The organism is Methylobacterium carpenticola, from assembly GCF_042748905.1.
Classification (GTDB): domain Bacteria; phylum Pseudomonadota; class Alphaproteobacteria; order Rhizobiales; family Beijerinckiaceae; genus Methylobacterium; species Methylobacterium carpenticola.
The window spans coordinates 1,389,564-1,411,323 of record NZ_JBHZEO010000001.1 but is presented as its reverse complement, the minus strand read 5'-3'; the positions used below and the strand labels follow the sequence as shown (position 1 = coordinate 1,411,323).

General features: G+C 71.2%; 18 protein-coding genes. 5 read left to right on the top strand and 13 right to left on the bottom strand.

All coding sequences use genetic code 11. The features are described 5' to 3' along the window. The first annotated feature begins 16 nt into the window (after positions 1-16). Positions 17-799 carry an ABC transporter ATP-binding protein gene (locus ACE101_RS06805; RefSeq protein ID WP_379127087.1) on the top strand — a complete coding sequence of 261 codons (783 nt, stop codon included), beginning with the start codon at positions 17-19 and terminating at the stop codon, positions 797-799. Between the two features lie 50 nt (positions 800-849). Here ACE101_RS06805 and ACE101_RS06800 read toward each other — a convergent pair whose 3' ends face one another. The 3 genes from ACE101_RS06800 to ACE101_RS06790 all read right to left on the bottom strand — a co-directional run bounded on the left by ACE101_RS06800 (position 850) and on the right by ACE101_RS06790 (position 3,557). Continuing rightward, a complete protein-coding gene (locus tag ACE101_RS06800; RefSeq protein WP_379127085.1) occupies positions 850-1,623 on the bottom strand; it encodes a MetQ/NlpA family ABC transporter substrate-binding protein in 774 nt (257 codons plus the stop codon). Positions 1,624-1,654: 31 nt separating this feature from the next. Further along, the gene (locus tag ACE101_RS06795; RefSeq protein WP_379127083.1) at positions 1,655-2,320 is read right to left on the bottom strand and encodes a methionine ABC transporter permease; all 666 of its coding nucleotides are present in this window, start codon (positions 2,318-2,320) and stop codon (positions 1,655-1,657) included. A gap of 109 nt (positions 2,321-2,429) precedes the next feature. Next, positions 2,430-3,557 (bottom strand): methionine ABC transporter ATP-binding protein, encoded by a 1,128-nt coding sequence (locus ACE101_RS06790; RefSeq protein WP_379127081.1) that lies wholly within the window; start codon positions 3,555-3,557, stop codon positions 2,430-2,432. 360 nt (positions 3,558-3,917) lie between these two features. Here ACE101_RS06790 and ACE101_RS06785 point away from each other — a divergent pair, with 360 nt between their 5' ends. After that, positions 3,918-5,090, top strand: a complete 1,173-nt coding sequence (locus ACE101_RS06785; protein WP_379127079.1) for a zinc-dependent alcohol dehydrogenase — start codon at positions 3,918-3,920, stop codon at positions 5,088-5,090. Between the two features lie 88 nt (positions 5,091-5,178). Beyond that, a complete protein-coding gene (locus ACE101_RS06780; protein ID WP_379127078.1) occupies positions 5,179-5,760 on the top strand; it encodes a DUF4267 domain-containing protein in 582 nt (193 codons plus the stop codon). On the opposite strand, the gene ACE101_RS06775 is transcribed toward ACE101_RS06780, so the two are convergent. From ACE101_RS06775 to ACE101_RS06765, 3 genes are all read right to left on the bottom strand, one after another. Next, positions 5,738-8,956, bottom strand: coding sequence for an error-prone DNA polymerase (locus ACE101_RS06775; protein WP_379127076.1), 3,219 nt, complete (start codon positions 8,954-8,956; stop codon positions 5,738-5,740). The genes ACE101_RS06780 and ACE101_RS06775 overlap by 23 nt on opposite strands. A 340-nt stretch (positions 8,957-9,296) precedes the next feature. After that, a complete protein-coding gene (locus ACE101_RS06770) occupies positions 9,297-10,802 on the bottom strand; it encodes a DUF6504 family protein (protein ID WP_379127074.1) in 1,506 nt (501 codons plus the stop codon). Further along, complete coding sequence (locus ACE101_RS06765; protein WP_379127072.1) at positions 10,720-11,469, bottom strand: ImuA family protein; 750 nt, start codon at positions 11,467-11,469, stop codon at positions 10,720-10,722. The genes ACE101_RS06770 and ACE101_RS06765 overlap by 83 nt, the downstream gene beginning before the upstream one ends. Positions 11,470-11,781: 312 nt before the next feature. Here ACE101_RS06765 and ACE101_RS06760 point away from each other — a divergent pair, with 312 nt between their 5' ends. Beyond that, positions 11,782-12,453 carry a hypothetical protein gene (locus tag ACE101_RS06760; protein ID WP_379127070.1) on the top strand — a complete coding sequence of 224 codons (672 nt, stop codon included), beginning with the start codon at positions 11,782-11,784 and terminating at the stop codon, positions 12,451-12,453. A gap of 7 nt (positions 12,454-12,460) precedes the next feature. Here the strand turns inward: ACE101_RS06760 and ACE101_RS06755 are convergent, their stop codons facing one another. The 7 genes from ACE101_RS06755 to ACE101_RS06725 all read right to left on the bottom strand — a co-directional run bounded on the left by ACE101_RS06755 (position 12,461) and on the right by ACE101_RS06725 (position 20,572). Continuing rightward, positions 12,461-13,210, bottom strand: a complete 750-nt coding sequence (locus ACE101_RS06755) for a sigma-70 family RNA polymerase sigma factor (RefSeq protein WP_379127068.1) — start codon at positions 13,208-13,210, stop codon at positions 12,461-12,463. A 177-nt stretch (positions 13,211-13,387) separates the two neighbouring features. Then, positions 13,388-13,591, bottom strand: a complete 204-nt coding sequence (locus ACE101_RS06750) for a CsbD family protein (protein WP_379127066.1) — start codon at positions 13,589-13,591, stop codon at positions 13,388-13,390. A 113-nt stretch (positions 13,592-13,704) separates the two neighbouring features. Next, on the bottom strand, positions 13,705-16,872 hold the full coding sequence (locus tag ACE101_RS06745; protein ID WP_379127064.1) for a multidrug efflux RND transporter permease subunit: 3,168 nt from the start codon (positions 16,870-16,872) through the stop codon (positions 13,705-13,707). An 11-nt stretch (positions 16,873-16,883) separates the two neighbouring features. Further along, positions 16,884-18,053, bottom strand: coding sequence for an efflux RND transporter periplasmic adaptor subunit (locus ACE101_RS06740; RefSeq protein WP_379127062.1), 1,170 nt, complete (start codon positions 18,051-18,053; stop codon positions 16,884-16,886). 273 nt (positions 18,054-18,326) lie between these two features. Next, the gene (locus ACE101_RS06735; protein WP_379127060.1) at positions 18,327-18,665 is read right to left on the bottom strand and encodes a hypothetical protein; all 339 of its coding nucleotides are present in this window, start codon (positions 18,663-18,665) and stop codon (positions 18,327-18,329) included. Positions 18,666-18,782: 117 nt separating this feature from the next. Beyond that, positions 18,783-19,616 carry a beta-keto acid cleavage family enzyme gene (locus tag ACE101_RS06730; protein WP_379127058.1) on the bottom strand — a complete coding sequence of 278 codons (834 nt, stop codon included), beginning with the start codon at positions 19,614-19,616 and terminating at the stop codon, positions 18,783-18,785. After that, positions 19,613-20,572 (bottom strand): 3-hydroxyacyl-CoA dehydrogenase NAD-binding domain-containing protein, encoded by a 960-nt coding sequence (locus ACE101_RS06725; RefSeq protein WP_379127056.1) that lies wholly within the window; start codon positions 20,570-20,572, stop codon positions 19,613-19,615. The genes ACE101_RS06730 and ACE101_RS06725 overlap by 4 nt, the downstream gene beginning before the upstream one ends. Before the next feature lie 147 nt (positions 20,573-20,719). Between ACE101_RS06725 and ACE101_RS06720 the strand changes: the two genes are divergently transcribed. Then, entirely contained in the window at positions 20,720-21,700 is a 981-nt protein-coding gene (locus ACE101_RS06720; RefSeq protein ID WP_379127054.1) for an ABC transporter substrate-binding protein, read from the top strand. Positions 21,701-21,760 lie beyond the last annotated feature (60 nt).

Here is a 21,760-nt window from a genome sequence, read left to right as displayed (position 1 = left end):
CGTTTCGGAGTCTCCCGTGCTTGCTCCCGCCCCGTTCCGTTCGGAGGCCGTCGCGGTCCGCGACCTGACCAAGCGCTTCGGCAGCCACGAGGTGCTGCGCGGCGTGTCCCTCTCCGCCCGCGAGGGCGAGGTGGTGGCGATCCTCGGCTCCTCCGGCTCGGGCAAGTCGACGCTCCTGCGCTGCATCAACCTCCTGGAGGTGCCGGAGGCCGGCGAGATCACGGTGGGTGCCGACACGGTGGCGTGGCGCGTCCGCCGCGGCGGGCGCGTGCCCGCGAACCGCCATCAGGTGGAGCAGCTCCGGGCGCGGGTCGGCATGGTGTTCCAGAGCTTCAACCTCTGGTCCCATCGCACGGTGCTGGAGAACGTGATCGAGGCGCCGGTGCACGTCCAGGGCCGTCCGCGGGCCGAGTGCGTCGCCGAGGCCGAGGCCCTGCTCGCCAAGGTCGGCATCGCCGAGAAGCGGGATCACTACCCGGCCCATCTCTCGGGCGGGCAGCAGCAGCGGGCGGCGATCGCCCGGGCGCTGGCCATGCATCCGCAGGTGCTGCTGTTCGACGAGCCGACCTCGGCCCTCGATCCGGAGCGGGTGGTGGAGGTGCTGCGGGTGATGCGGGCCTTGGCGCAGGAGGGCCGCACGATGCTGATCGTGACCCACGAGATGGCCTTCGCCCGCGAGGTGGCCCACCGGGTGGTGTTCCTGCACGAGGGCCGGATCGAGGAGGAGGGCCCGCCGGAGGCCCTGTTCGGAGCGCCGCGCTCGGAGCGGCTGCGGCAGTTCCTGGCCCATGGCGGCTGAAGGCCCCGGTGATTGAGGGGTCACCGGGGCGGAGGCATGGGACGACGGCCTTACCAGCTCGTCAGCACGGCGCCCTTGAAGGTCTTCTCCACGAACTCCTTCACCTCGGGCGAGCGGTAGGACTCGACCAGGGCCTTGACCCAGGGCTTGTCCTTGTCGGCGCTGCGCACCGCGATGACATTCACGTAGGGGCCCTTCGGCGCCTCGCGCAGGATCGCGTCCGTGGGCTTGAGGCCGGCCGGCTCCGCGTAGTTGGTGTTCACCGCCGCCGCATCGACATCGTCGAGGGAGCGCGGGGCCTGGGCGGCGTCGACCTCGATGATGCGCAGCTTCTTGGGGTTCTTCACGATGTCGGCGACGCTCGGCTTGAAGCCCACGCCCTCCTTCAGGGTGATCACGCCCTTGTCCTGCAGCAGCAGCAGCGAGCGCCCGCCATTGGTCGGGTCGTTCTGGATCGCGATCGTCGCGCCGTCGGGGATCGCGTCCCAGGACTTGTGCTTCTTCGAGTAGATGCCCATCGGGTAGTTCACCGTCTGGGCGACGCTCTCGATCTTGTAGCCGCGATCGGCCTTCTGGTTGTCGAGATAGGGCTGGTGCTGGAAGGAATTCGCCTCCAGCTCGCCGGCCGCCAGGGCCTCGTTCGGGATGACGTAGTCGGAGAATTCCTGGATCTGCAGGTCGATGCCGCGCTTGGCCGCGATCGGCTTGACCGCTTCGAGGATCTGGGCGTGGGGGCCCGGGGTCGCGCCGATCCGCACGCGCTCGGCGGCGGAGGCGGGCAGGGCGGCGGCGAGGGCCGCCAGGATTGTGACGATACGCAACATCGGTCGGGACACTCCGAGGGAGGATGAGGGATCAGGCGTGGCGCAGGCGCTTGTTGAGACGGCGCGCGAGCCGGTCGCCGATCGTCTGCACCGCCTGCACGAGGACGATCAGCACGGCAACCACCGCCGCCATCATCTCGGGCATGAAGCGTTGATAGCCGTAGCGGATGCCGAGGTCGCCGAGACCGCCACCGCCCACCGCGCCGACCATGGCCGAGAAGCCGATCAGCGAGACCACCGCGAGCGTCAGGCCGAGCACGATGCCGGGCAGGGCCTCGGGGATCAGCACCTTGACGACGATCTGGAGCGGGCTCGCTCCGAAGGCGCGGGCGGCCTCCACCAGGCCGCCATCGACCTCGCGGATCGCGCCCTCGACGAGGCGGGCGATGAAGGGCGTCGCCGCCACGGTGAGCGGCACCGTCGCGGCGCTGGTGCCGATCGAGGTGCCGGCGACGAGCCGCGTGAACGGGATGATCGCCACCACCAGGATGATGAAGGGCGTCGAGCGCGTGGCGTTGACCAGGATGCCGAGCACGCGGTTGGCCCAGGGCGCGGCGAAGAGTTCGCCCCGGCCGCTGGTGGCGAGGAACACGCCCAGCGGCAGGCCGAACAGCGTGCCCAGGCAGGCGGCGATCGCCACCATGCGCAGGGTGTCGCCGGTGGCGAGAAGGAGGAGGCGCAGGAGTTCAGGCGACATGGTGCGGTCCAGGCAGGTTTCGCAGGAGTGTCGTGCGGTCGGCGTCGAGACCCTGCGGCAGATCGAAAACCTGAGCGGACGACGCGTTGGCACGCCAACGCAGGTCTGCTCAGGAGGCGGGCGGCCACGCGGCGGCGGGGAGCGAGCCCAGCACCTCCACGTCGAGGCCGCGCGCGGCCAGGAAATCCTGGGCCCGGGCGGCGATGCCGGGGGCCGACGAGACGCCCACCACCAGGGTGCCGAAGGGCCGGCCGGCGATCTCGTCCACCGTGCCGGACAGGATGCAGGGCTCGATGCCGGCCTCGTGCGCGAGTTGCGCCAGCACCGGATCGGTGGCGTGCGGGCCCCGGAAGGTGATGCGCAGCACGGTGGTCTCGCCCACGCCGTCCGGCTTCAGCCGGGCGGCCAGCACCGGCGGTAGGGCGCGGCCGGTTTCGCGGTCGAGGAAGGTGCGGGTGATCGCCGTCTTCGGCCGGGTGAAGACCTCGAACACGTCGCCGCTCTCCGCGATCCGGCCGCCATCGAGCACCGCCACCTCGTGGGCGATGGCGCGGATCACCGACATCTCGTGCGTGATCAGCAGGATGGTAAGGCCGAGTTCGCGGTTGATGCGCCCGAGCAGGTCGAGGATCGACTGCGTCGTCTCCGGGTCGAGGGCGGAGGTGGCCTCGTCGGAGAGCAGCACCTTCGGGTTGGTGGCGAGCGCCCGGGCGATGCCGACCCGCTGCTTCTGCCCGCCCGACAGCTCGGCCGGGTAGCGGTCGCCCCGGTCGGTGAGCCCGACGAGAGCCAGGAGTTCGCTCACCCGGGCACGGATCGCGGCCTTGTCGTAGCCGGCGATCTCCAGCGGGACGGCGATGTTGCCCGCGGCCGTGCGCGACGAGAGCAGATTGAAGTGCTGGAAGATCATCCCGATGCCGCGCCGCTCATGGCGCAGGGCCGCCTCGGAGAGGCTGGAGATCTCGGCACCGTCCACCACGACACGTCCGCTGGTGGGCCGCTCCAGCCCGTTGACGAGCCGGATCAGGGTCGACTTGCCGGCGCCGGAGCGTCCGATCACGCCGACGACCGAGCCCCGGCGCACCGTGAGATCGATGCCGTCGAGGGCGGTGACGGAGGCGGCGCCCCGGCGGGCCGGGTAGGTCTTGGCCACGCCTTCGAGCCGCACCAGCGCATCGGCCGCTCCGATGCGGTCGCCGAGATCGGCCGGCGCGGGAACGCGCACCGGGGCCGTCATGGCCGCACCGCGGTGGCGGGGGGAGGAACGAGGAGCATCGTGATCCGTCGGCTGTCTGTCGCGGTGCACAAGAACCGCGAATGGACCGCCATGTCAATCGAAACGTTCTTTTTGTAGAACGGACCGGTGGAAGATTTCCTGCCCCGGCCGGAGCGCGTGAGAGAAGAGGGTTTCCAAGATCGATGAATCGCGGTGCCCAGATCCGGTCCCCGGTCCGGCCACCCCGTCCCAGATCTGAATCCCGCGCAGACCTCATAACTCCCCCCAAGTATGTAGCGCATGGCTCCCCTTCCCGCGGCGGCGTTGTCCCGGGACAAAGGTCGCCGGTCCGCGTGGATCGGCCGGAGGGGAGAGGCCCGCATGAAAGCTCTGGTGTGGCACGGGACGGCGGATATCCGCTGTGAATCGGTTCCCGATCCGGTGATCGAGGACGATCGCGACGCGATCATCCGCGTCACCACCTGCGCGATCTGCGGCTCCGACCTCCACCTCTACGACCACTTCATGCCCGGCATGAAGAAGGGCGACGTCATGGGCCACGAGTTCATGGGCGAGGTGGTCGAGACCGGGCGCGGCGTGAACGGCGCGCTCCGCAAGGGCGAGCGGGTCGTCATTCCCTTCACGATCATCTGCGGCCAGTGCGATCAGTGCCGGCGCGGCAACTTCTCCGTCTGCGAGCGCTCGAACCGCAACAAATCCATCGCCGACAAGGTCTTCGGGCACACCACGGCGGGGCTGTTCGGCTACACGCACCTCACCGGCGGCTATCCGGGTGGCCAGGCCGAGTACGTGCGCGTGCCCTTCGCCGACAGGACGCACATCAAGGTGCCCTCGAACCTCAGCGACGAGCAGGTGCTGTTCCTCGGCGACATCTTCCCGACCGGCTGGCAGGCCGCGGTGCAATGCGACATCGAGCCGACCGACACGGTGGCGATCTGGGGCTGCGGGCCGGTGGGCCAGATGGCGATCCGCTCGGCGATCCTGCTCGGGGCCCGGCAGGTCGTCGCCATCGATTGCGTGCCGGAACGGCTGAGCATGGCGCGGGCGGGGGGCGCCACCACGATCGACTTCCGCGAGGAGAGCGTGGTCGAGCGCCTCAACGATCTCACGAACGGCAAGGGCCCGGAGAAGTGCATCGACGCGGTCGGCCTCGAATCCCACGCCACCGCGACCCTCGACGCGATGTACGACCGGGCCAAGCAGGCGGTGATGCTCGAGACCGACCGCCCGCACGTGCTGCGCGAGATGATCTATGTCTGCCGCCCGGCCGGAATCCTGTCGGTCCCGGGCGTCTATGGCGGCCTCCTCGACAAGATCCCGTTCGGGGCGTTGATGAACAAGGGGCTCACCCTGCGCACCGGCCAGACCCACGTGAACCGCTGGACCGACGACCTCGTGCGCCGGATCGACGAGGGGCAGATCGATCCGTCCTTCGTCATCACGCACAGCGTCGGCCTGGAGCAGGGGCCGGAGATGTACAAGACCTTCCGGGACAAGAAGGACAACTGCATCAAGGTCGTGCTGAAGCCTTAGCCGATACCCGGCCGTCTGGATCCGGAAGATGCGCGTCCGCCCGCGGACGAGACATCCTCCCGCTCAGAGCCTGCAAGGAACCGTCTTCATGCCCGCCACCCGCCCCGACCAGACGCTCCTCTCCCGCCGCTCGGCCGAAACCCTCGCCAAGGGACTCGGCCTGTTCTCGATCGGGCTCGGGCTCGTCGAGCTCCTGGCCCCGCGCCGCCTCACCCGCGCCCTCGGCATGCCGGGCTTCGAGGGGGTGGTGCAGGCCTACGGCGTGCGCGAGATCGCGACCGGCGTCGCCATCCTCGCCTCGCCCGATCCGACGCCCTGGATCTGGACCCGGGTCGGGGGCGACGCCCTCGACCTCGCGACGCTCGCCACCGGCCTCGACAACGACAAGGCCCGCAAGCCGCACGTGATGCTGGCCGTCGCGGCGGTGGCGGGCGTGACCGCGGCGGATATCGTCTGCGCCAAGGCGCTGGAGGAGCAGCGCGAGACCCATCGCGGCCCGTATCGCGACTTCAGCGACCGCAGCGGCTTCCCGCGCGCCCCGAACGCCATGCGGGGGGCGGCGCGCGACTTCGCGGTCCCGAAGGATTTCCGGACCCCGGAGCTGCTGCGGCCCTTCGATCAAGCGCGTTTCGCCGGTTCCAAGCCCTTCACCGGAAGTCCCGCGTCCTGATCCGCAAGCCGGGGCGGGCCACTCCTCGGGCATCGCCGCTGCCGGAGCGCGCCTCGTCGCCCCGGCCGGCCGGCGGCAGGGCCGTGCCCCGCGCACCGACCCCGGCCAGCAGGTCCGAGAGATCGATCAGGTGCTCCGCGACGAGGTGGATCACCGCGCCCTCCCGCTGCACCCGGCCGCGCGCCGCCATCATCCCGGCCGACAGGATCAGGCTGCGCTGGCGGGCGAACAGGGCGGGCCAGACCACGAGGTTGGCGACCTCCGTCTCGTCCTCCAGGGTGATGAACATCACGCCCTTGGCCGAGCCCGGCTTCTGGCGCACCAGCACCAGCCCCGCCACGGTGATGCGGGCCCCGTCCCGCAGGCGCTTCAGGGCCGCGCAGGCGCTGATCCCGTCGCGGGCGAGATCGGCGCGCAGGAAGGCGACCGGGTGCCGGCCGAGGCTCAGGCCCGTCGTCAGGTAATCCGCCACCACGGCCTGCCCCTCCGGCATCGGGGCGAGCGCCACCGCGGGCTCGTCGAGTTCCGGCCGGATCGCCGCCTCCCGCGCATCCGCCGCCGCGAACAGGGGCAGGGGCACCGGGGCGAGGCCCCGGATCGCCCACAGGGCCTCCCGCCGCCCGAGGCCGAGGGAGCGGAAGGCATCCGCGGCGGCCAAGCTCTCCAGGGCCTTCAGGGAGACGGCCGCGCGCCGCCAGAGATCCTCCACGGAGCGGAAGAGATCCGCCTCGCGCACGGTCGCGATGCGGGCGCCCTCCGGGTTGCCGAGCCCGCGCACCAGCCGCAGGCCGAGCCGCAAGGCCATCACATGGCCCTCCGCCGGTTCGAGGGTGCAGTCCCAGCGCGAGGCGTTGACGTCGACGGGGCGGACCGGGACCCCGTGCAGCCGGGCATCGCGCACGATCTGGGCCGGGCCGTAGAAGCCCATCGGCTGCGCGTTGAGGAGCGCGCAGGCGAACACGTCCGGGTGGTGGCATTTCAGCCAGGACGAGGCGTAGGCGATGAGCGCGAAGGAGGCCGCGTGGCTCTCCGGGAAGCCGTAGGAGCCGAAGCCTTCGAGCTGCCGGAAGGTGCGCGCGGCGAAATCCGGCGCGTAGCCGTTGCGGACCATGCCGGCGATCAGCTTGTCGCGGTAGAGGCCGATCTTGCCGTTCGCCTTGAAGGTCGCCATGGCCCGGCGCAGGCCGTCGGCTTCGGCGGGGGTGAAATCCGCCGCCACGATGGCGACCCGCATCGCCTGCTCCTGGAACAACGGCACGCCGAGGGTCCGTTCCAGCACGGCCCTGAGCGTCTCGCTCGGATAGGTGACCGCGCCGGGGTTCCGGCGACGGCGCAGATAGGGATGGACCATGTCGCCCTGGATCGGGCCGGGCCGCACCAGAGCCACCTCGATGGTGAGATCGTAGAGGTTCTCCGGCTTCATCCGCGGCAGCATCGCCATCTGGGCGCGGCTCTCGATCTGGAACACGCCGAGCGTGTCGGCCCGCTGGATCATCGCGTAGGTGTCGGGATCATCGTGCTCGATCGCGGCGATGTCCTGCGGCGGATCCTCGTCGCTCCGGTGCTCCTTCAGGAGCGCGAAGGCGCGGCGCAGGCAGCCCAGCATGCCGAGGCCGAGCACGTCGACCTTCATGAACTTCAGGGCCTCGATGTCGTCCTTGTCCCATTCGATGGTCTGGCGCTTCTCCATCGTGGCGGGGGTGATCGGGCAGAGTTCGTCGAGACGGCCGAGGGTCAGCACGAAGCCGCCCGGATGCTGGCCGAGATGGCGCGGCGTGCCGATGAGCGCCTTGGCGATGTCGAGGGTCAGGCGCAGCCGCCGGTCGGCGAGGTTGAGGTTGAGGGCGCTCGCCTCCCGCTCGCCGACCCCGTCGCGCGACCAGCCCCAGACCAGCCGGGCCAGCGCCCCGGTCACGTCCTCGGGCACGCCCAGCACCTTGCCGACCTCGCGCACCGCGCCGCGGGCGCCATAGCGGATCACGGTGGCGGTGAGCGCCGCGCGGTCCCGCCCGTAGGTCGCGTAGATCCACTGGATCACCTCCTCGCGCCGCTCGTGCTCGAAATCGACGTCGATGTCGGGCGGCTCATCGCGCTCGTCCGAGACGAAGCGCTCGAAGAGGAGCTGCTGCTGCACCGGATCGATGGCGGTGATGCCGAGGCAGTAGCAGATCACCGAATTCGCCGCCGAGCCCCGCCCCTGGCAGAGGATGCCCTGCCGCCGCGCGAAGCGCACGATCGCCTCGACGGTGAGGAAGTACGGGGCGTAGCCCTTGCGGGCGACGAGGGCGAGTTCGTGCCCGATCTGCTTGCGGACCTCCGGTGAGAGGCCGCCGGGAAAGCGCCGGGCGGCGCCCTCCAGGGTCATGGCCTCCAGCCGCTCCTGGGCCGAGCGGCCATCCTCCCCGGCCTCGTCCGGATAGGTGTAGGTGAGGTCGTCGAGGGAGAAGCGGCATTGCTCCGCGATGGCTCGCGCCCGCTCCACCGCCTCCGGATGGCGGGCGAAGAGGCGCGCGGTCTCCGCGGGCGGCTGCAGGTGGCGTCCGGCATGGCGCTCCCGGGCGAAGCCCGCCGCCTCGATGGTGGTGCCGAGGCGGATGCAGGTGACGACGTCCTGCATCAGGCGCCGGTCGGGCACGTGGTAGAGCACGTCGCCGGTCGCCACGGTGGGCACGCGCGCGGCGCGGGCGTGGGCCGCGATCGCGTCGAGCCGCAGGTGATCGTTCACGCCGAAGCGGCGGGTGAGGGCGCAATGGCTCCGCGGCCCGAAGACCGCCTTCAGGCGGCCGAGGCGTCCGGGCAGCGCCGCGTCGGGCCTGTCCGCGAGGAGGATCGCGATCAGCCCGTCGCTCCATTCCGCCACATCGCCGAGATCGAGCGTGCAGCCGCCCTTGCCCGCCCGCGCCTTGCCGAGGGTGAGCAGGCGGCAGAGGCGGCCATAGGCGGCGCGGTCGGTGGGATAGACGAGGAGCGCCGTGCCCTGGTCCGGCCCGGAGAGGTCGAGCCGGCAGCCGGCGACGAGGCGGCAGCCCGTCGCCCGCGCGGCCTCGTGGGCCTTCACGAGGCCGGCCACGGAGTGGCGGTCCGTGACGCCGAGGGCGGTGAGGCCGAGAAGGGCGGCGGTCGCGAACAGCTCCTCCGGGGAGGAGGCGCCCCGCAGGAAGGAGTAATGCGTGGTGACCTGAAGCTCGGCGGTCATGGCGGGGGGCAGCCCCCCTGGCCCCCACCCCGCGCCTCATGCTGAGGTGCTGCGAAGCAGCCTCGAAGCACCCCTGACCCTCGCTCCCGGGCACCGGAGGGCCGGAGCGCCGCCCCGGGATGCTTCGAGGGCGCGCGATCTTCGATCGCCCGCCCCCTCGGCATGAGGCATGAAGCGGCTTCCAGAATCCGTCCGCTCGATTCATACGGTTTCCGGATGATCGCTTCGCGATGCGGAAACCGGCCTCGCTCAGGCGCCGCGCGGGCTCGTGATACGGTTTCCGAAAGTGATCTTCCGGAAACCGTATCAGACGCCGCGCGGGGGCCGGCCAGGGCCATGATCACGCCTCCCCGAAGCCGTGCAGCCACCACCGCCCGCCCTGGTCGGCCGCGGCGTCGCGGAAGAGCCAGTAGCGGGCACCGGTGCGGTCCTCGACCCGGTAATAGTCGCGCAGGGCCGAGACCTCGTCGTCGCTGCGCCACCACTCGCCGAAGACCCGCTCGGGCCCGTCCGCCCGCACCACCCGCAAACGCCGCCCGCGCCAGACGAACAGGGCCGGCGGAGCGTCGGGCAGTTCCGCGACCGCCTCCACCCGCTCCGGGGGATCGACCAGCCGGCCCGGCCGCGGCAGGTCCGCGGGCCAGGTGAGGCCGCTCGCCGGGGCGAGGGGGGCCACGCGGCGCACGCTCCGCTCCGGCCACTCGCTCTCGACGGGGGCGGCACGGAACAGCCGGCCCGGCCCGAGCCGCGCCGCCAGCCGGTCGACGAGTTCGCCCATCGCGTCCGGATCGGCCTCGCCCGCCGCGAGGGCCGCGATCTGCCGGGCCGACAGGGGCTCGGTGCGGGTGGCCGCGAGCGAGGCCTCCTCGATGCCGAAACCGGGATCCACCCCGGCGAGGCGCTCCGTGAACAGCCGGGCGAGATGGGCGGGATCGCGGCTCGGCCGGGCGGTGCCGAGGCGCAGGGCCTGCGGCACGCCGTCGATCCGCCGGAAGACGAGATCGAGCCGGCGCGCCCCGAGCCCCCGGCGCTCCAGATCGAGGCCGAGGAGGGCGGTGAGCCGCGCCACCACGCGGGCCAGCGTCTCGGGCGCGCCGATGGGCTCCGGGAAGGCGAGGCGGGCCCGCGGAATCTCGGCGGGCGTCAGGTAGGCGAGGGGTTCGGGGGCGCGGCCGAGGGCTTGGTCGAGGCGGGCCGCCACCGCTTCGCCGAAGCGCAGGCGCAACGGGGCCCGGGGCAGGGCGGCGATCTGGCCGATCCGCGTGAGGCCGAGCTGCTCCAGCCCGGCCACGATCCCGGGCTCGAGGCGCAGGGCGCGCACCGGCAGCGGCTCCAGCACCGCCGCCTGGCCGCCCGGCGGCACGATCGGCGCCCGCGGCGCGTGCCGCGCCACCGCCCAGGCGGCGCCCGGCGTGTCGGCGAGGCCGATCCGCACCGCGAAGCCACCCGCCCGGATGCGCCGGCTGAGATCCGCGACGAACCCCGCCTCGCCGCCGCGCAGATGCGCCGCGCCCGCGCTCTCGATCCAGATCCCGTCCGGCGGATCGAGGGCGACCAGGGGCGCGTAGGCGAGGCACCAGCCCGCGAGGCGCGCGAGGCCCGCGGCATCGTCCGCAAAGTCGGCCTCGGCCATCGCGAGATCCACCACCATGCCCTGCGCCTGCGCCACCGGCATCCCGGGCCGCAGGCCGATCCGCCGGGCGGTGGCGTCGACGGCCGCCACAAGCCGGCGCGGACCCGCCGTCGCCACGGTCACGAGGGGCCTATCCGGCGGCGGAGAGCCGCCCTTGCGCCGCAGGCGGTCGGTCGGCCAGGTCGGCAGGAAGATGGAGACGACCCTGCGCATCGGGAGCCTCGACGAGCCATGTCCGGGGTTCCGCGCCGCGGGCGCGCAAGAGGGCGAGGGACCAGCGGGACCGCGCCAGACCCGGCACCGCGGCCGGCAGGGCCGGGGAAGGCGCGGGCGTGACGCACCAGCGGGTGGCGGCGGCGCTCGGCTCGATGTCGGCCCCCGCACGCCAGCGGCGGATCACCAGGGCGAGCGCGCCGCCGCTCTCGGCGGCGAGCTGAAGCCGCCGCGAGGCGGTGAGCCCCATCCGCGCGACCTCGCCCACCACCGCCGCGAGGCTGCCGTGCCGCAAGCCCTCCTCCATGGTCGGCAGAACCTCCGCCTCGCGGCGGGTCTCGGCGTAGAGAACCCGGTCGGGATGGAGGCCCACCGCGGCGAGGCCGGGGGCGAAGAGGTCGCGGCCGGCGAGGCACCACAGGACGGGGCCGGGCAGCCGGGCGAGGAGACCGCCGGCGAAGAGGGCGGCGAGGGCCGCGTGGCCGGCGCTCGGCCCGGCCTCGACCACCTCGTGCAGCGCGCCGAGGCGCAGCCCCCCGCCCGGGAGGTGGCGGTCGACGGCGTCGATCCCGAGCGGCAGTGCCGGCCGGGGCCGCGCGGTCCGCTCCAGGCCGCCGATCCTCTCCCGCAGGGCGGCGAGCCGCCGCTCTCGTCCGGTCTCATGCATGCCATGTCCGCCTCCGACCCGAACGCGTATGTTCCCGATTTGTTCTAGCGCGGCGGCGCCTCAGGGCGCGAGTCCGACGATGGGGGATGAGCCCGGCCTGTGGATCGCTGTGGATAAAGGCGCGATGGCGATCAGGAGCAGAGGAATGCGATGCCGTCTCGGCGGGAGATGTCCGGAAGCGCGGCGCAAGCTGCCCTCAACCATCTGCCCGCAAGCGTCGCCACAACAAGACCATCAATCATCGTCACGCATAGGCGGATCCGGCCTCCGGCCCGGAACGAATTCCCGCTTTTTTCCATAGGTTTCCGTTCCATGTCGCCGCTTTTCTTCCTCCATCTTCCCAAGACGGGCGGCACCAGCATCCGCTACGCGGCGCATGAGATCTTTCCCAAGGATAAGATCTTCATGCTCTATGGCAAGGACAGTCCGACGACACATCCTTACGCCAACGAGATCATGTACTACCGCCCGGAGCTGCAGATCGGCCAGCAGCTGGCGATGATCGCGGAGTACCTGGCGCGGAACGGCATCGCCTTCTACGCGAGCCACATGAGCGCGGCCTTCCTGCCGGGCTTCGATCCGGAGCGGGCCTTCACCCTGTTCCGCGAGCCGACCGAGCAGGTGCTGTCCTACTACGTCTTCCAGAAGAAGCACGGCCGCACGCAGCAGAGCCTGGAAGCCTTCATCGAGGATCCGCGCAACCAGAACGTCCAGACCCAGGCCTTCGGCAACGCCGACCTCGACCAGCTCGCCCTGGTCGGGATCCTGGAGGCCTACGAGGCCTTCGTGGAGCGGCTGAATCGCCGCTTCGGCCTCGCCTTCCCGGTGGCGCACAAGAACGCCCGCGGGCTCGCCTCCCGTCTCGCGGGGCCGAAACTCAGCCCGGCCCTGCGTGCCTATGTCGAGCGGCTCAACGCCTCCGACATGGATCTCTACGAGCGGGCGGCGGCGCGCTGGTCGCGGATCGCCGCACGGCCGGCGTGAGCCGTCCTCAGCCTTCGAGGGCCATCAGGCTGCTGCCGTTCAGGACCGAACGGGTGAGGCGGTCGGCGCCGAGTTCGCCGCCCGTATAGCCGAGGAGTTCGGCGAGCTTGTCGCGGGCGCGGCAGACCCGGCTCTTCACCGTGCCGACCTTGCACTGCATCAGCGCGGCCGCGTCCTCGTAGGACATGTCGCCGACCGCCACGAGGAGCAGCGCCTCGCGCTGCTCGGCGACGAGCTTGTTCAGCGCCTCCTGCAGATCCTGCACGTCGAGCCGGTCGCCCTGGCTGGGCGCGGTGGTCAGGCGCGCGGAATAGACGCCCTCGCCATCCTCCACCTCGCGGGAGCGCTTGCGGTGCTCGGAGTAGAAGGCGTTGCGCATGATGGTGAACAGCCACGCGCTCAGATTCGTCCCGTCCTCGAACCGGTCGCGGCTCTGCCACGCCTTGAGCAGAGTGTCCTGCACGAGGTCGTCGGCCCGCGAGGGATTCGCGGTCAGGGTCAGGGCGAAGCGCCGCAGGGAGGAGGCCGCCGCCAGGAGTTCCTCGCGGAAACGGTCCTCCCGCGGCGCGCCGAGAGCGGCGAGCGCGGCGTCGAGCCGGGTGAGCAGGTCCGAGAAGGCGGCGGGCGCTTCGACCTCGCCGAGCGCCGCATAGGCGTCGCGGAGCTGGCGGCCGAGATGCTCCTGCACCTCCGCGGGAAGGGTCGGGGGCGATGCCGGAACCGGCTTGGTCCGGCCGGTGGAGGATGAATCGGTCATCGGTCTGCACGCTGGCCCGGGGGACGCAAGCCAAGCTAGACCATAAGTGTGTCGTGGGCGAGGGTTAATGACCATTCACAGGTGCGCGAGCGCACCTCACGACGACGATGACCGGCGCCGCGAGCCCGCGACGCCGGTCACCGGACGGGTCTCAGGCGGATGTCGTCCGCCCGCCGATCAGAGCTTGTCCTTCACCGCGTCGGCGGCATTCTTGATGCCGTCCTTGGCGTCGCCGACAGTCTTCTGGGCCTCGCCCTTCAGCTCCTGGGCCTTGCCCTCGGCCTTCAGCTTGTCGTTATCGGTCAAATTTCCAACGCCTTGCTTGATGTTGCCGACGGCTTCATTGGCAACGCCCTTAACCTTATCGGTGAAGCTGCTCATGGGGATCTCCTGAAACGTGGCCTTTATTGCAGGCCCTGACCCTATGAACAGCTGCGACGCGCAATGGTTCCGCTGCGTCGTCCGCGGTGACGGCGGACGACGCGAGCGTCCGGTCAGTGCGTCGGAGCCGGCTCGCCCTTGAACTCCGGCAGGGATTGCGGTGGGGCGGCGGTGCCTTCCTCCCGCACGCGGCGGCGCTGGAACAGGCGCATCGCCACCACGAAGAAGACCGGCACCAGGAACACGGCGAGCACGGTCGCCGAGATCATGCCGCCCATCACGCCGGTGCCGATGGCCTGCTGGCTCTTCGAGGCCGCGCCCACCGCGATGGCGAGGGGCACGACGCCGAAGATGAAGGCGAGCGAGGTCATCACGATCGGCCGGAAGCGCAGGCGGGACGCCTCCACGGTCGCCTCGACGAGCCGGGTGCCCGGCCGCCAGAGTTCGCGGGCGAACTCGATGATCAGGATCGCGTTCTTGGCCGACAGGCCGATGATCGTGATCAGGCCGATCTTGAAGTAGACGTCGTTCGGCATGTCCCGGATGATCACGCCGAGGACCGAGCCGACGACCCCGAGGGGGATGACGAGCATCACCGAGAGCGGGATCGACCAGCTCTCGTAGAGCGCCGCGAGGCACAGGAACACGATCAGCACCGAGAGGGCGAGGAGCAGCGTGGCCTGCGAGCCGGCCTGCTTCTCCTGGAGGGACTGGCCGGTCCAGGTATAGCCGAAGCCCTTGGGCAGTTGGGTCATCAGCCGCTCCATCTCGGCGATCGCGTCGCCCGAGGTGTAGCCCGCCGCCGGCTCGCCGGTGATGCGCACCGACTGGTAGCCGTTGAAGCCGATGATCTGCGCCGGGCCCACGCTCCACTTCAGGTCGGCGAAGGAGGCCATCGGCACCATGGTGCCTTGCTGGTTCTTCACCGCGTAGTTCAGGAGGTCGCTCGGGTTCAGCCGCTGGGCGGCCTCCGCCTGCACGATCACGCGCTGCATCTTGCCCCGGTTCGGGAAGTCGTTGGTGTAGACCGAGCCGAGATTGACCTGGATGGTCTCGTTGATGTCCTCGAAGGAGACGCCGAGCGCGGCGGCCTTCTCGCGGTCGATGACGAGTTCCGCCTGCGGCGCGGGCGGCAGGCCCTCGACGTAGACGTTCTTCAGGATCGGGCTCTTGCGCGCGAGCGAGAGCAGCTGCTCCTGCGCGGCCATCAGGGCGGAATAGCCCTTCTGGGCGCGGTCCTGCAGGCGGAAGCTGAAGCCCGAGGCGTTGCCGAGATTGTCGATCGGCGGCGGCTCCAGCGCCTGGATCACCGCGTCCTTGTAGGTGCCGAGCGCCTTGTTGGTGCCCGCGACCAGGGCGGCGGCCGATTGGTCGGGCCCGCGCTCCGACCAGTCCTTCAGGGTGACGAAGGCCTGCGAGGTCATCTGGCCCTGCCCCGAGAAGGAGAAGCCGTTGACGATCGTCACCGTGGCGACCCCGGGCTGGGCCATCAGGTGCTCCTCGACCTTCTTCACCGCCGCGAGCGTGCGGTTGAAGGACGAGCCCGGCGGCGTCTGGATGTCGACGGTGAAGAAGCCCTGATCCTCCACCGGCAGGAAGCCCTCGGGCAGGCGCACGAAGGCCCAAGCCACGCCCGCGACGAGGATCAGGTAGATCGCCATCATCCGCCCGGACTTGGCGACCGTCCATTGCACGCCGCGGCCGTAGCGCGCCGTCTCCCGGTCCACGAAGCGGTTGAACCAGCCGAAGACGCCGCCCTTGGCATGGCCGTGGCCCTTCTCGACCGGCTTCAGCAGCGTCGCGCACAGGGCCGGGGTCAGCGAGAGCGCGAGCAGCGCCGAGAAGGCGATCGAGGTCACCATCGCGATCGAGAACTGCCGGTAGATGATGCCGACCGAGCCGGGGAAGAACGCCATCGGGATGAACACCGCGATCAGCACCAGCGTGATGCCGATGATGGCGCCGGTGATCTGGCTCATCGCCTTGCGGGTGGCCTCCTTCGGGGAGAGGCCCTCCTCGTTCATGATGCGCTCGACGTTCTCGACCACCACGATGGCGTCGTCGACCAGGATGCCGATGGCCAGCACCATGCCGAACATGGTGAGCACGTTCACCGAGAACCCGGCCAGCAGCATCACGGTGCAGGTGCCGAGCAGCGCGATCGGCACCACGATCGTCGGGATCAGGGTGTAGCGGATGTTCTGCAGGAACAGGAACATCACGACGAACACCAGCACCACCGCCTCGACCAGGGTCATCATGACCTTCTTGATCGAGGCCTTCACCGCCGGGGTGATGTCGTAGGGGATGTCCCACTTCACGGTGGAGGGGAAGAACTGCGAGAGTTCCTCCATCTTGGCGCGGATGGCCTTGGCGGTCTCGAGGGCGTTGCCGTCGGGCGCGAGCGTCACCGAGATGCCGGCGGCCTCGCCGCCGTTGAGGCGGGTGGTGAACTTGTAGTCCTCGCCGCCGAGTTCGATCCGGGCGATGTCGCGCAGCCGCACGGTGGAGCCGTCCGGGTTCGCCCGCAGCACGATGGCGCCGAACTCCTCGGGGGCGCGCATCTGGCCCTTGACGATGATCGGGAAGTTCACAGCGTGGTTCGACGGGCTCGGCTGGGCGCCGACCGCGCCGGAGGCGATCTGCACGTTCTGGCGCTGGATCGCCTTGGTGACGTCGGCGGCGCTGAGCGAGAGGCCGCGCAGCTTGTCGGGATCGACCCAGACGCGCAGGCTGCGCTCGGTCGAGTAGAGCGTGGCGCGCCCGACGCCCGGGATGCGACGGATCTCGTTGATGACGTTGCGGATGAGGAAGTCGCCGAGCGCGACCTCGTCCATCGAGCCGTCCGTCGAGACGAGGGTGATGATGTTGAGGGTCGCGGCGGAGGCCTCCTCCACCAGGATGCCCTGCTGGCGCACCTCGGCGGGCAGGCGCGCCTCGACGCGCTTGAGGCGGTTCTGCACCTCGACGCCGGCATAGCCCGGGTCGGTGCCCGGCTCGAAATTCGCGGTGATCTCGACGACGCCGAACGAATCGGAGGCCGATTCGAAGCTCTGGATGTTGGCCGCGCCGTTCAGCTCGTCCTCGATGAGGCGGGTCGTGCCGGTGTAGAGATCCTCCACCGAGGCGCCCGGGAAGGCCGTGGAGAGGGCGATCGAGGGCGGCGCGATGATCGGATACTGCGCCACCGGCAGCATCGGGATGGTCAGGATGCCGCCCAGGCAGATGAACAGGGCGACGACCCAGGCGAAGACCGGACGGTCGATGAAGAAGCTGGCCACGTCCGTCTCCCTCAGTGGCGGCCGGCGCCGGCCGTGGCGACGGCCGTCTGCCAGGGCACGGTCTTCACCACCGTGCCCGCCACGATCTTCTGGAAGCCCTCGGTGACGACGCGGTCGCCGGATTTCAGCCCGTCGCGGATCACCCACTGGCCCTCGACCACCGGGCCGACCTCCACCGGGTGGAGCATGACCTTGTCGCCCTCGCCCACGAGCCAGACCTCCGCCCGCCCGTCATTGGAACGGTGGACCGCCTGCTGGGGCACCGCGATGGCGTCCGCGTCGATGCCCTGGCGAATGCGCGCCCGCACGTACATGCCGGGGAAGAGTTCGTTGTGCGGGTTGGCGATCTCGACGCGCAGGGTCACCTGGCCGGTGCTCGGGTCGGCGGTCACGTCCGAGAACAGCAGGCGGCCGGGCTCGGAATAGAGCGAGCCGTCGTCCATGATCAGCCGCACGGCGGCGACGTCCGGCGCGACGCTGTCGAGTTCGCCGCTCGCGAGGTCGCGGCGCAGCTTGTTGAGCTCGGTCACCGACTGGGTGATGTCGACGTAGATCGGGTCGAGCTGCTGGATCGTCGCGAGGTTGGTGGCGCTGCCCTGCTCGATGAGGGCGCCCTCGGTGACGAGGGCCCGGCCGATGCGGCCGGAGATCGGCGCGCGCACATCCGTCCAGCTCAGGTTGAGCTTGGCGCGGTCGCGGGCCGCCTTGGCGCCCGCCACCTCGGCCTCGGCCTGCTTCTGGCCGGCATAGGCGGCGTCGTACTGAGCCTGGCTCGCGGTCTGGCGCGAGAGCAGGGTCTCCAGGCGCTCGGCCTGCTGGCGGGCCAGCACCAGGGCGGCCTCGGCACGGGCCAGCGTCGCCTCGGCGCTGTCGAGTTCGACCTGATAGGGAGCGGGATCGATCTTGTAGAGGAGGTCGCCCTCCTTGACGGAGCTGCCCTGCTGGAAGGTGCGCTTGATCACGAGGCCGGACACTCGGGCGCGGACCTCGGCGATGCGGGTGGGAGCGACGCGCCCGGGCAGCTCCCGCTCGAACGGGATCGGCTGGTTGCGGACGGTCACGATGCTGACCTCGGTCGGCGGGGTCCCGGCAGGCACGGCCGTTGTCGTCTGGGACGGCTTGCAGGCGCCGAGCGCCAGGGCGGCGAGGGCGGCGAGAGCGAGGCGGCGGCGATGCGTCACGGTCGTTCGGGCTCCTGCACGCAGCGGGCACACGGGCTCCGCCTGCGGCGATGGCGATGGTGCGAGCGGGCGCGCCCGTCTGCCGGGCGCGGGACTGTCACGATGGGGCGCGGGATCACCGCGCCGGTGCGGCGCGCGCCCTTGGGCGGCCGCGATCGGCGACGAGCCGGACACTAGGGAATGAACGCGACCCGAATGCGACCAGCGCCACGGCGACGCGCATGCGGGCTGCGCCGCGATGCCGCACCGGATGTCGCACCGATCAGGCGGGGCTCAGGGAGCCGGCTTCGGCGGGCGGTCCAGGCGCACGCTGCGCACGGGCAGGCACGATCCGAGATGCCGGGGCGGCCGCATCGCGACGCCGGCGGCGGAGGGGGTCAGCGCCTCGAACGGGCAGGGGCCCTGGGCACCGTCATCGCTGCTGCGGATCGGCTCGCTCGGGGCGGAGACGCTGGTGATGAAGCGCAGGCACCGCGTCGGCAGATCGGCGTGCAGGCTCGCATCGATCATCTCCGGGGTCACGGCGCGCATCACCGGACCGCTCCGCTCGGGAGCGGCCGAGGCCGCCGAGACCGCGAGCAGCACGAGACCGGCCCCCAGGAGGGCCGTCATGCTGCGCCGCAAGAGGAAATGAAACAATGCCGTCACGGAGCTTCACAGTGGTGGGACGGGTGCGGTGCCGCAAGGGTTCCGCGACATTCTGTCATTGCGGCGTCCGGGAACCCGCGATCACCGCCGGGCCAGGAGCAGCGTCCGGGCGATGGAGGGCGAAGCAATCTCGAGGCCAAGGCCCCGGGCGAGAGCGGCCACGCCCGCGACCTGGGCGGCGTTGTCGGGAGCGAGGGTGCCGTCCGGCCGCCAGAGATTGTTCTCGAAGCCGACGCGGACATCCCCGCCGAGACAGGCGGCCGTGATCAGGCAGGCCGCCTCCTGGCGCCCGAAGGCGCAGAGCGCCCAGGGCAGGTCGAGGTGGTGCCCCGAGTTCCAGGCGGCCAGGAAGGGCATCAGGTCGGCGGGCTCCGAGCGCTGCCCGGCGCTGTAGCGGCCGAGCACGAACAGCACGCTCGCCCGCTCCAGCGGAACGAGGCCGCGGGCGACGAGGCCCTGGAACCGGGTGACGTCGGCCGCATCGTAGAGGATGTGCTGGACCAGGGTGCCGGCCTTCGCCTGCACCGCCAGGAAGGCGGCCGCCATGCCCTCGTCGTCGGGCTCGGCGAAGAGTTCGCGCACCGCCACCGAGAAGGCCTCCGGCCGCAGCGCCCGGATCGCCGCGACCTGCTCGGCCGGCGCGTAGAGGCCCACCGCCTCCGTCGTCACCTGCACGATCATCTCCTGGCCCGCCTCCCGGCGCACCGCGGCGATGGCCTCCCGGTAGCGGTCGACATCGAGGCTGTGACGATGCTCCGCGTCGCGCACGTGCAGGTGGATCATCGCCGCGCCGGCCTCGCGGCAGCGGGCGGCTTCGAGCCCGACTTCGCGCGGCGCGATGGGGAGGGCCGGGTGGTCGGCCTTGGTGAGGCGGGCGCCGTTCGGGGCGACCGCGATGATGAGGGGCTTCGTCACGCGCGGGTCTCCGTCGTCGCTTGCTGGGCCGGGTCGGGGGCGACCGTCTCGCGCGCCTTCAGGATTCCGACGAGGGCCCGGTCGCGCCGGGCCTCCAGCTCGGCGATGGACAGGCCCGCCGCCTCCTCGGCGACGCCCGAGACGATCGCGGCCTGGACCTCCGGCGTGAGCGCGGGCTGGCCGAGGGAGGCCCAGCGGCGCTCCTGGCTCGGGCCGAGATGGGCGAGGTAGTGGGCGATGCCGCCCGCGCCGCCGCCGAGGTGGTAGGTCATGTGCGGGCCCATCGCCGCCCAGCGCAGGCCGGGGCCGTGGCAGAGGGCGGCGTCGATGTCGGCGACGCTCGCCACGCCCTCGGCCACGAGGTTGACCGCCTCCCGGTAGAGCGCGGAGGCGAGACGGTTGGCGATGTGCCCCGGCATCTCGCGCCGCAGGATCACGGGCCGGCGCCCGAGGCCGCGATAGAAGGCGGCGGCGCGCTCCGCCACGGCGGCATCGCCCGCCACGATCTCCACGAGCGGCACCAGATGCGGGGGATTGAACGGGTGGGCGACGAGGACGCGCTCCGGACGGGCGCAGGCGGCCACGATGGCGCTGCGCAGGAGCGCCGAGGTGCTGCTCGCCACGAGCACCGCCGGCGGCAGCAGCCCGTCGATCTCGGCGAGAAGCTCGCGCTTGAAGGCCTCGTTCTCGGGGGCGTTCTCCTGCACGAACTCCGCCCCGTCGAGGGCTTCGGGGATGGTGGGCACGAAGCGCAGCGTTCCGGCGCCGGTCAGGCCGAACCCTGCGAGCTGCGCCCGCGCGCCCTCCACGACGGCGGCGAGGCGGGCTTGCGCCCCCTCGGCCGGATCGGTCGCCGTCACGTCGAGGCCGTGCGCCAGGAACAAAGCCGCCCAGCTCGCCCCCACGGTGCCGCAGCCGACCACCGCGACGCGCCTCACCCCTGTGCCATCCGCCACGTCCGGGCCTCCCTCCGCCATCCGCGAGTCTAAAGTCTTATCCCTTCGGGCCGGAACCGTCTTCCCGCGAGCCCTCCCTTTGTCCAGTATCCCGCGTCAACGAGCCGGCGCCGCGAGAGCCCGGCCAGACGCGAACGGGAGTGAGGGATGTTGAAGCGCTTCGCGGTCCTGGCGGCCGCCATCGCGGCGTGGGCCGGCCCGGCGACGGCCCAGGACGTGGTCCGCCTCGGCAACCTCAAGTTCGCGCATTACGGCGCCATCTCGTACATGAAGGAGATCGCGCCGAAATACGGCCTGCGCATCGACGAGAAGGTCTTCGCGAAGGGCGCCGACATCTACCCGGCCATGGCGGTCGACCAGATCGACATCTCGGCCTCCGGGGCGGACGGCGCGGTCGCGGCCCGCGGCAACGGCGTGAAGCTCTACGTGGTGGCCGGCTTCGCCAATGGCGGCGTGCGCATCCTCGGCCGGCCGGATCTCGGCGCCAAGACCCTGGCCGACATCAAGGGCAAGAAGGTCGCCGTGGTGCGCGGCGGCACCCAGGACCTGATGCTGCTGGCGGAGCTCGAGAAGAACGGCCTGACCTGGTCCGAGCGGCCGGGCAAGGACGTGCAGCTCACCTACTTCAACAACTACGCCGACCTGAACCAGGCGCTGGCGCAGAAATACGTCGACGTGATCTGCCAGAGCGAGCCGCAATCGACCCAGGCCATCTCCGCCGGCTGGGGCTACGAGATCGTCAAGCCCTACGACACGCCGGTCGGCATCCCCTACCGTCCGCTCGTCATGACCGAGAAGATGTACACCGAGCGGCCCGACGTCGCCGCCCGCGTGCTCAAGGTCTTCGTCGAGGCGACCAAGACCTTCACCGAGAAGCCGGACCTCGCCGAGAAGTACGTCCGCGAGCAGGTCTTCAAGGGCCAGTTGACCTCGCAGGACTACAAGGACGCGATGGCGAACGCGGCCTTCACCTACGACATCCCGGCGAACCACATGCAGATCACGGCCGACCTGATGCACAAGTACGGGCTCGGCAAGATGGTCAATCCGCCGAAGAGCGACGCCGAGTGGGTCAAGCTCGATCTCCTCGAGAAGGCCAAGGCGGAACTCGGCGCGAAGACGAACTGACGCCCTCCACCGAGGCGCGGGGATCCCCTCTCCCGGGTGGGAGAGGGGCCGGCGATCCAA

Coding starts and splice junctions, on each gene's coding strand:
- ACE101_RS06800 (WP_379127085.1), bottom strand. CDS start 1,623: ATGTTGCGTATCGTCACAATCCTGGCGGCCCTCGCCGCCGCCCTGCCC.
- ACE101_RS06795 (WP_379127083.1), bottom strand. CDS start 2,320: ATGTCGCCTGAACTCCTGCGCCTCCTCCTTCTCGCCACCGGCGACACC.
- ACE101_RS06790 (WP_379127081.1), bottom strand. CDS start 3,557: ATGACGGCCCCGGTGCGCGTTCCCGCGCCGGCCGATCTCGGCGACCGC.
- ACE101_RS06785 (WP_379127079.1), top strand. CDS start 3,918: ATGAAAGCTCTGGTGTGGCACGGGACGGCGGATATCCGCTGTGAATCG.
- ACE101_RS06780 (WP_379127078.1), top strand. CDS start 5,179: ATGCCCGCCACCCGCCCCGACCAGACGCTCCTCTCCCGCCGCTCGGCC.
- ACE101_RS06775 (WP_379127076.1), bottom strand. CDS start 8,956: ATGACCGCCGAGCTTCAGGTCACCACGCATTACTCCTTCCTGCGGGGC.
- ACE101_RS06770 (WP_379127074.1), bottom strand. CDS start 10,802: ATGCGCAGGGTCGTCTCCATCTTCCTGCCGACCTGGCCGACCGACCGC.
- ACE101_RS06765 (WP_379127072.1), bottom strand. CDS start 11,469: ATGCATGAGACCGGACGAGAGCGGCGGCTCGCCGCCCTGCGGGAGAGG.
- ACE101_RS06760 (WP_379127070.1), top strand. CDS start 11,782: ATGTCGCCGCTTTTCTTCCTCCATCTTCCCAAGACGGGCGGCACCAGC.
- ACE101_RS06755 (WP_379127068.1), bottom strand. CDS start 13,210: ATGACCGATTCATCCTCCACCGGCCGGACCAAGCCGGTTCCGGCATCG.
- ACE101_RS06750 (WP_379127066.1), bottom strand. CDS start 13,591: ATGAGCAGCTTCACCGATAAGGTTAAGGGCGTTGCCAATGAAGCCGTC.
- ACE101_RS06735 (WP_379127060.1), bottom strand. CDS start 18,665: ATGACGGCCCTCCTGGGGGCCGGTCTCGTGCTGCTCGCGGTCTCGGCG.
- ACE101_RS06720 (WP_379127054.1), top strand. CDS start 20,720: ATGTTGAAGCGCTTCGCGGTCCTGGCGGCCGCCATCGCGGCGTGGGCC.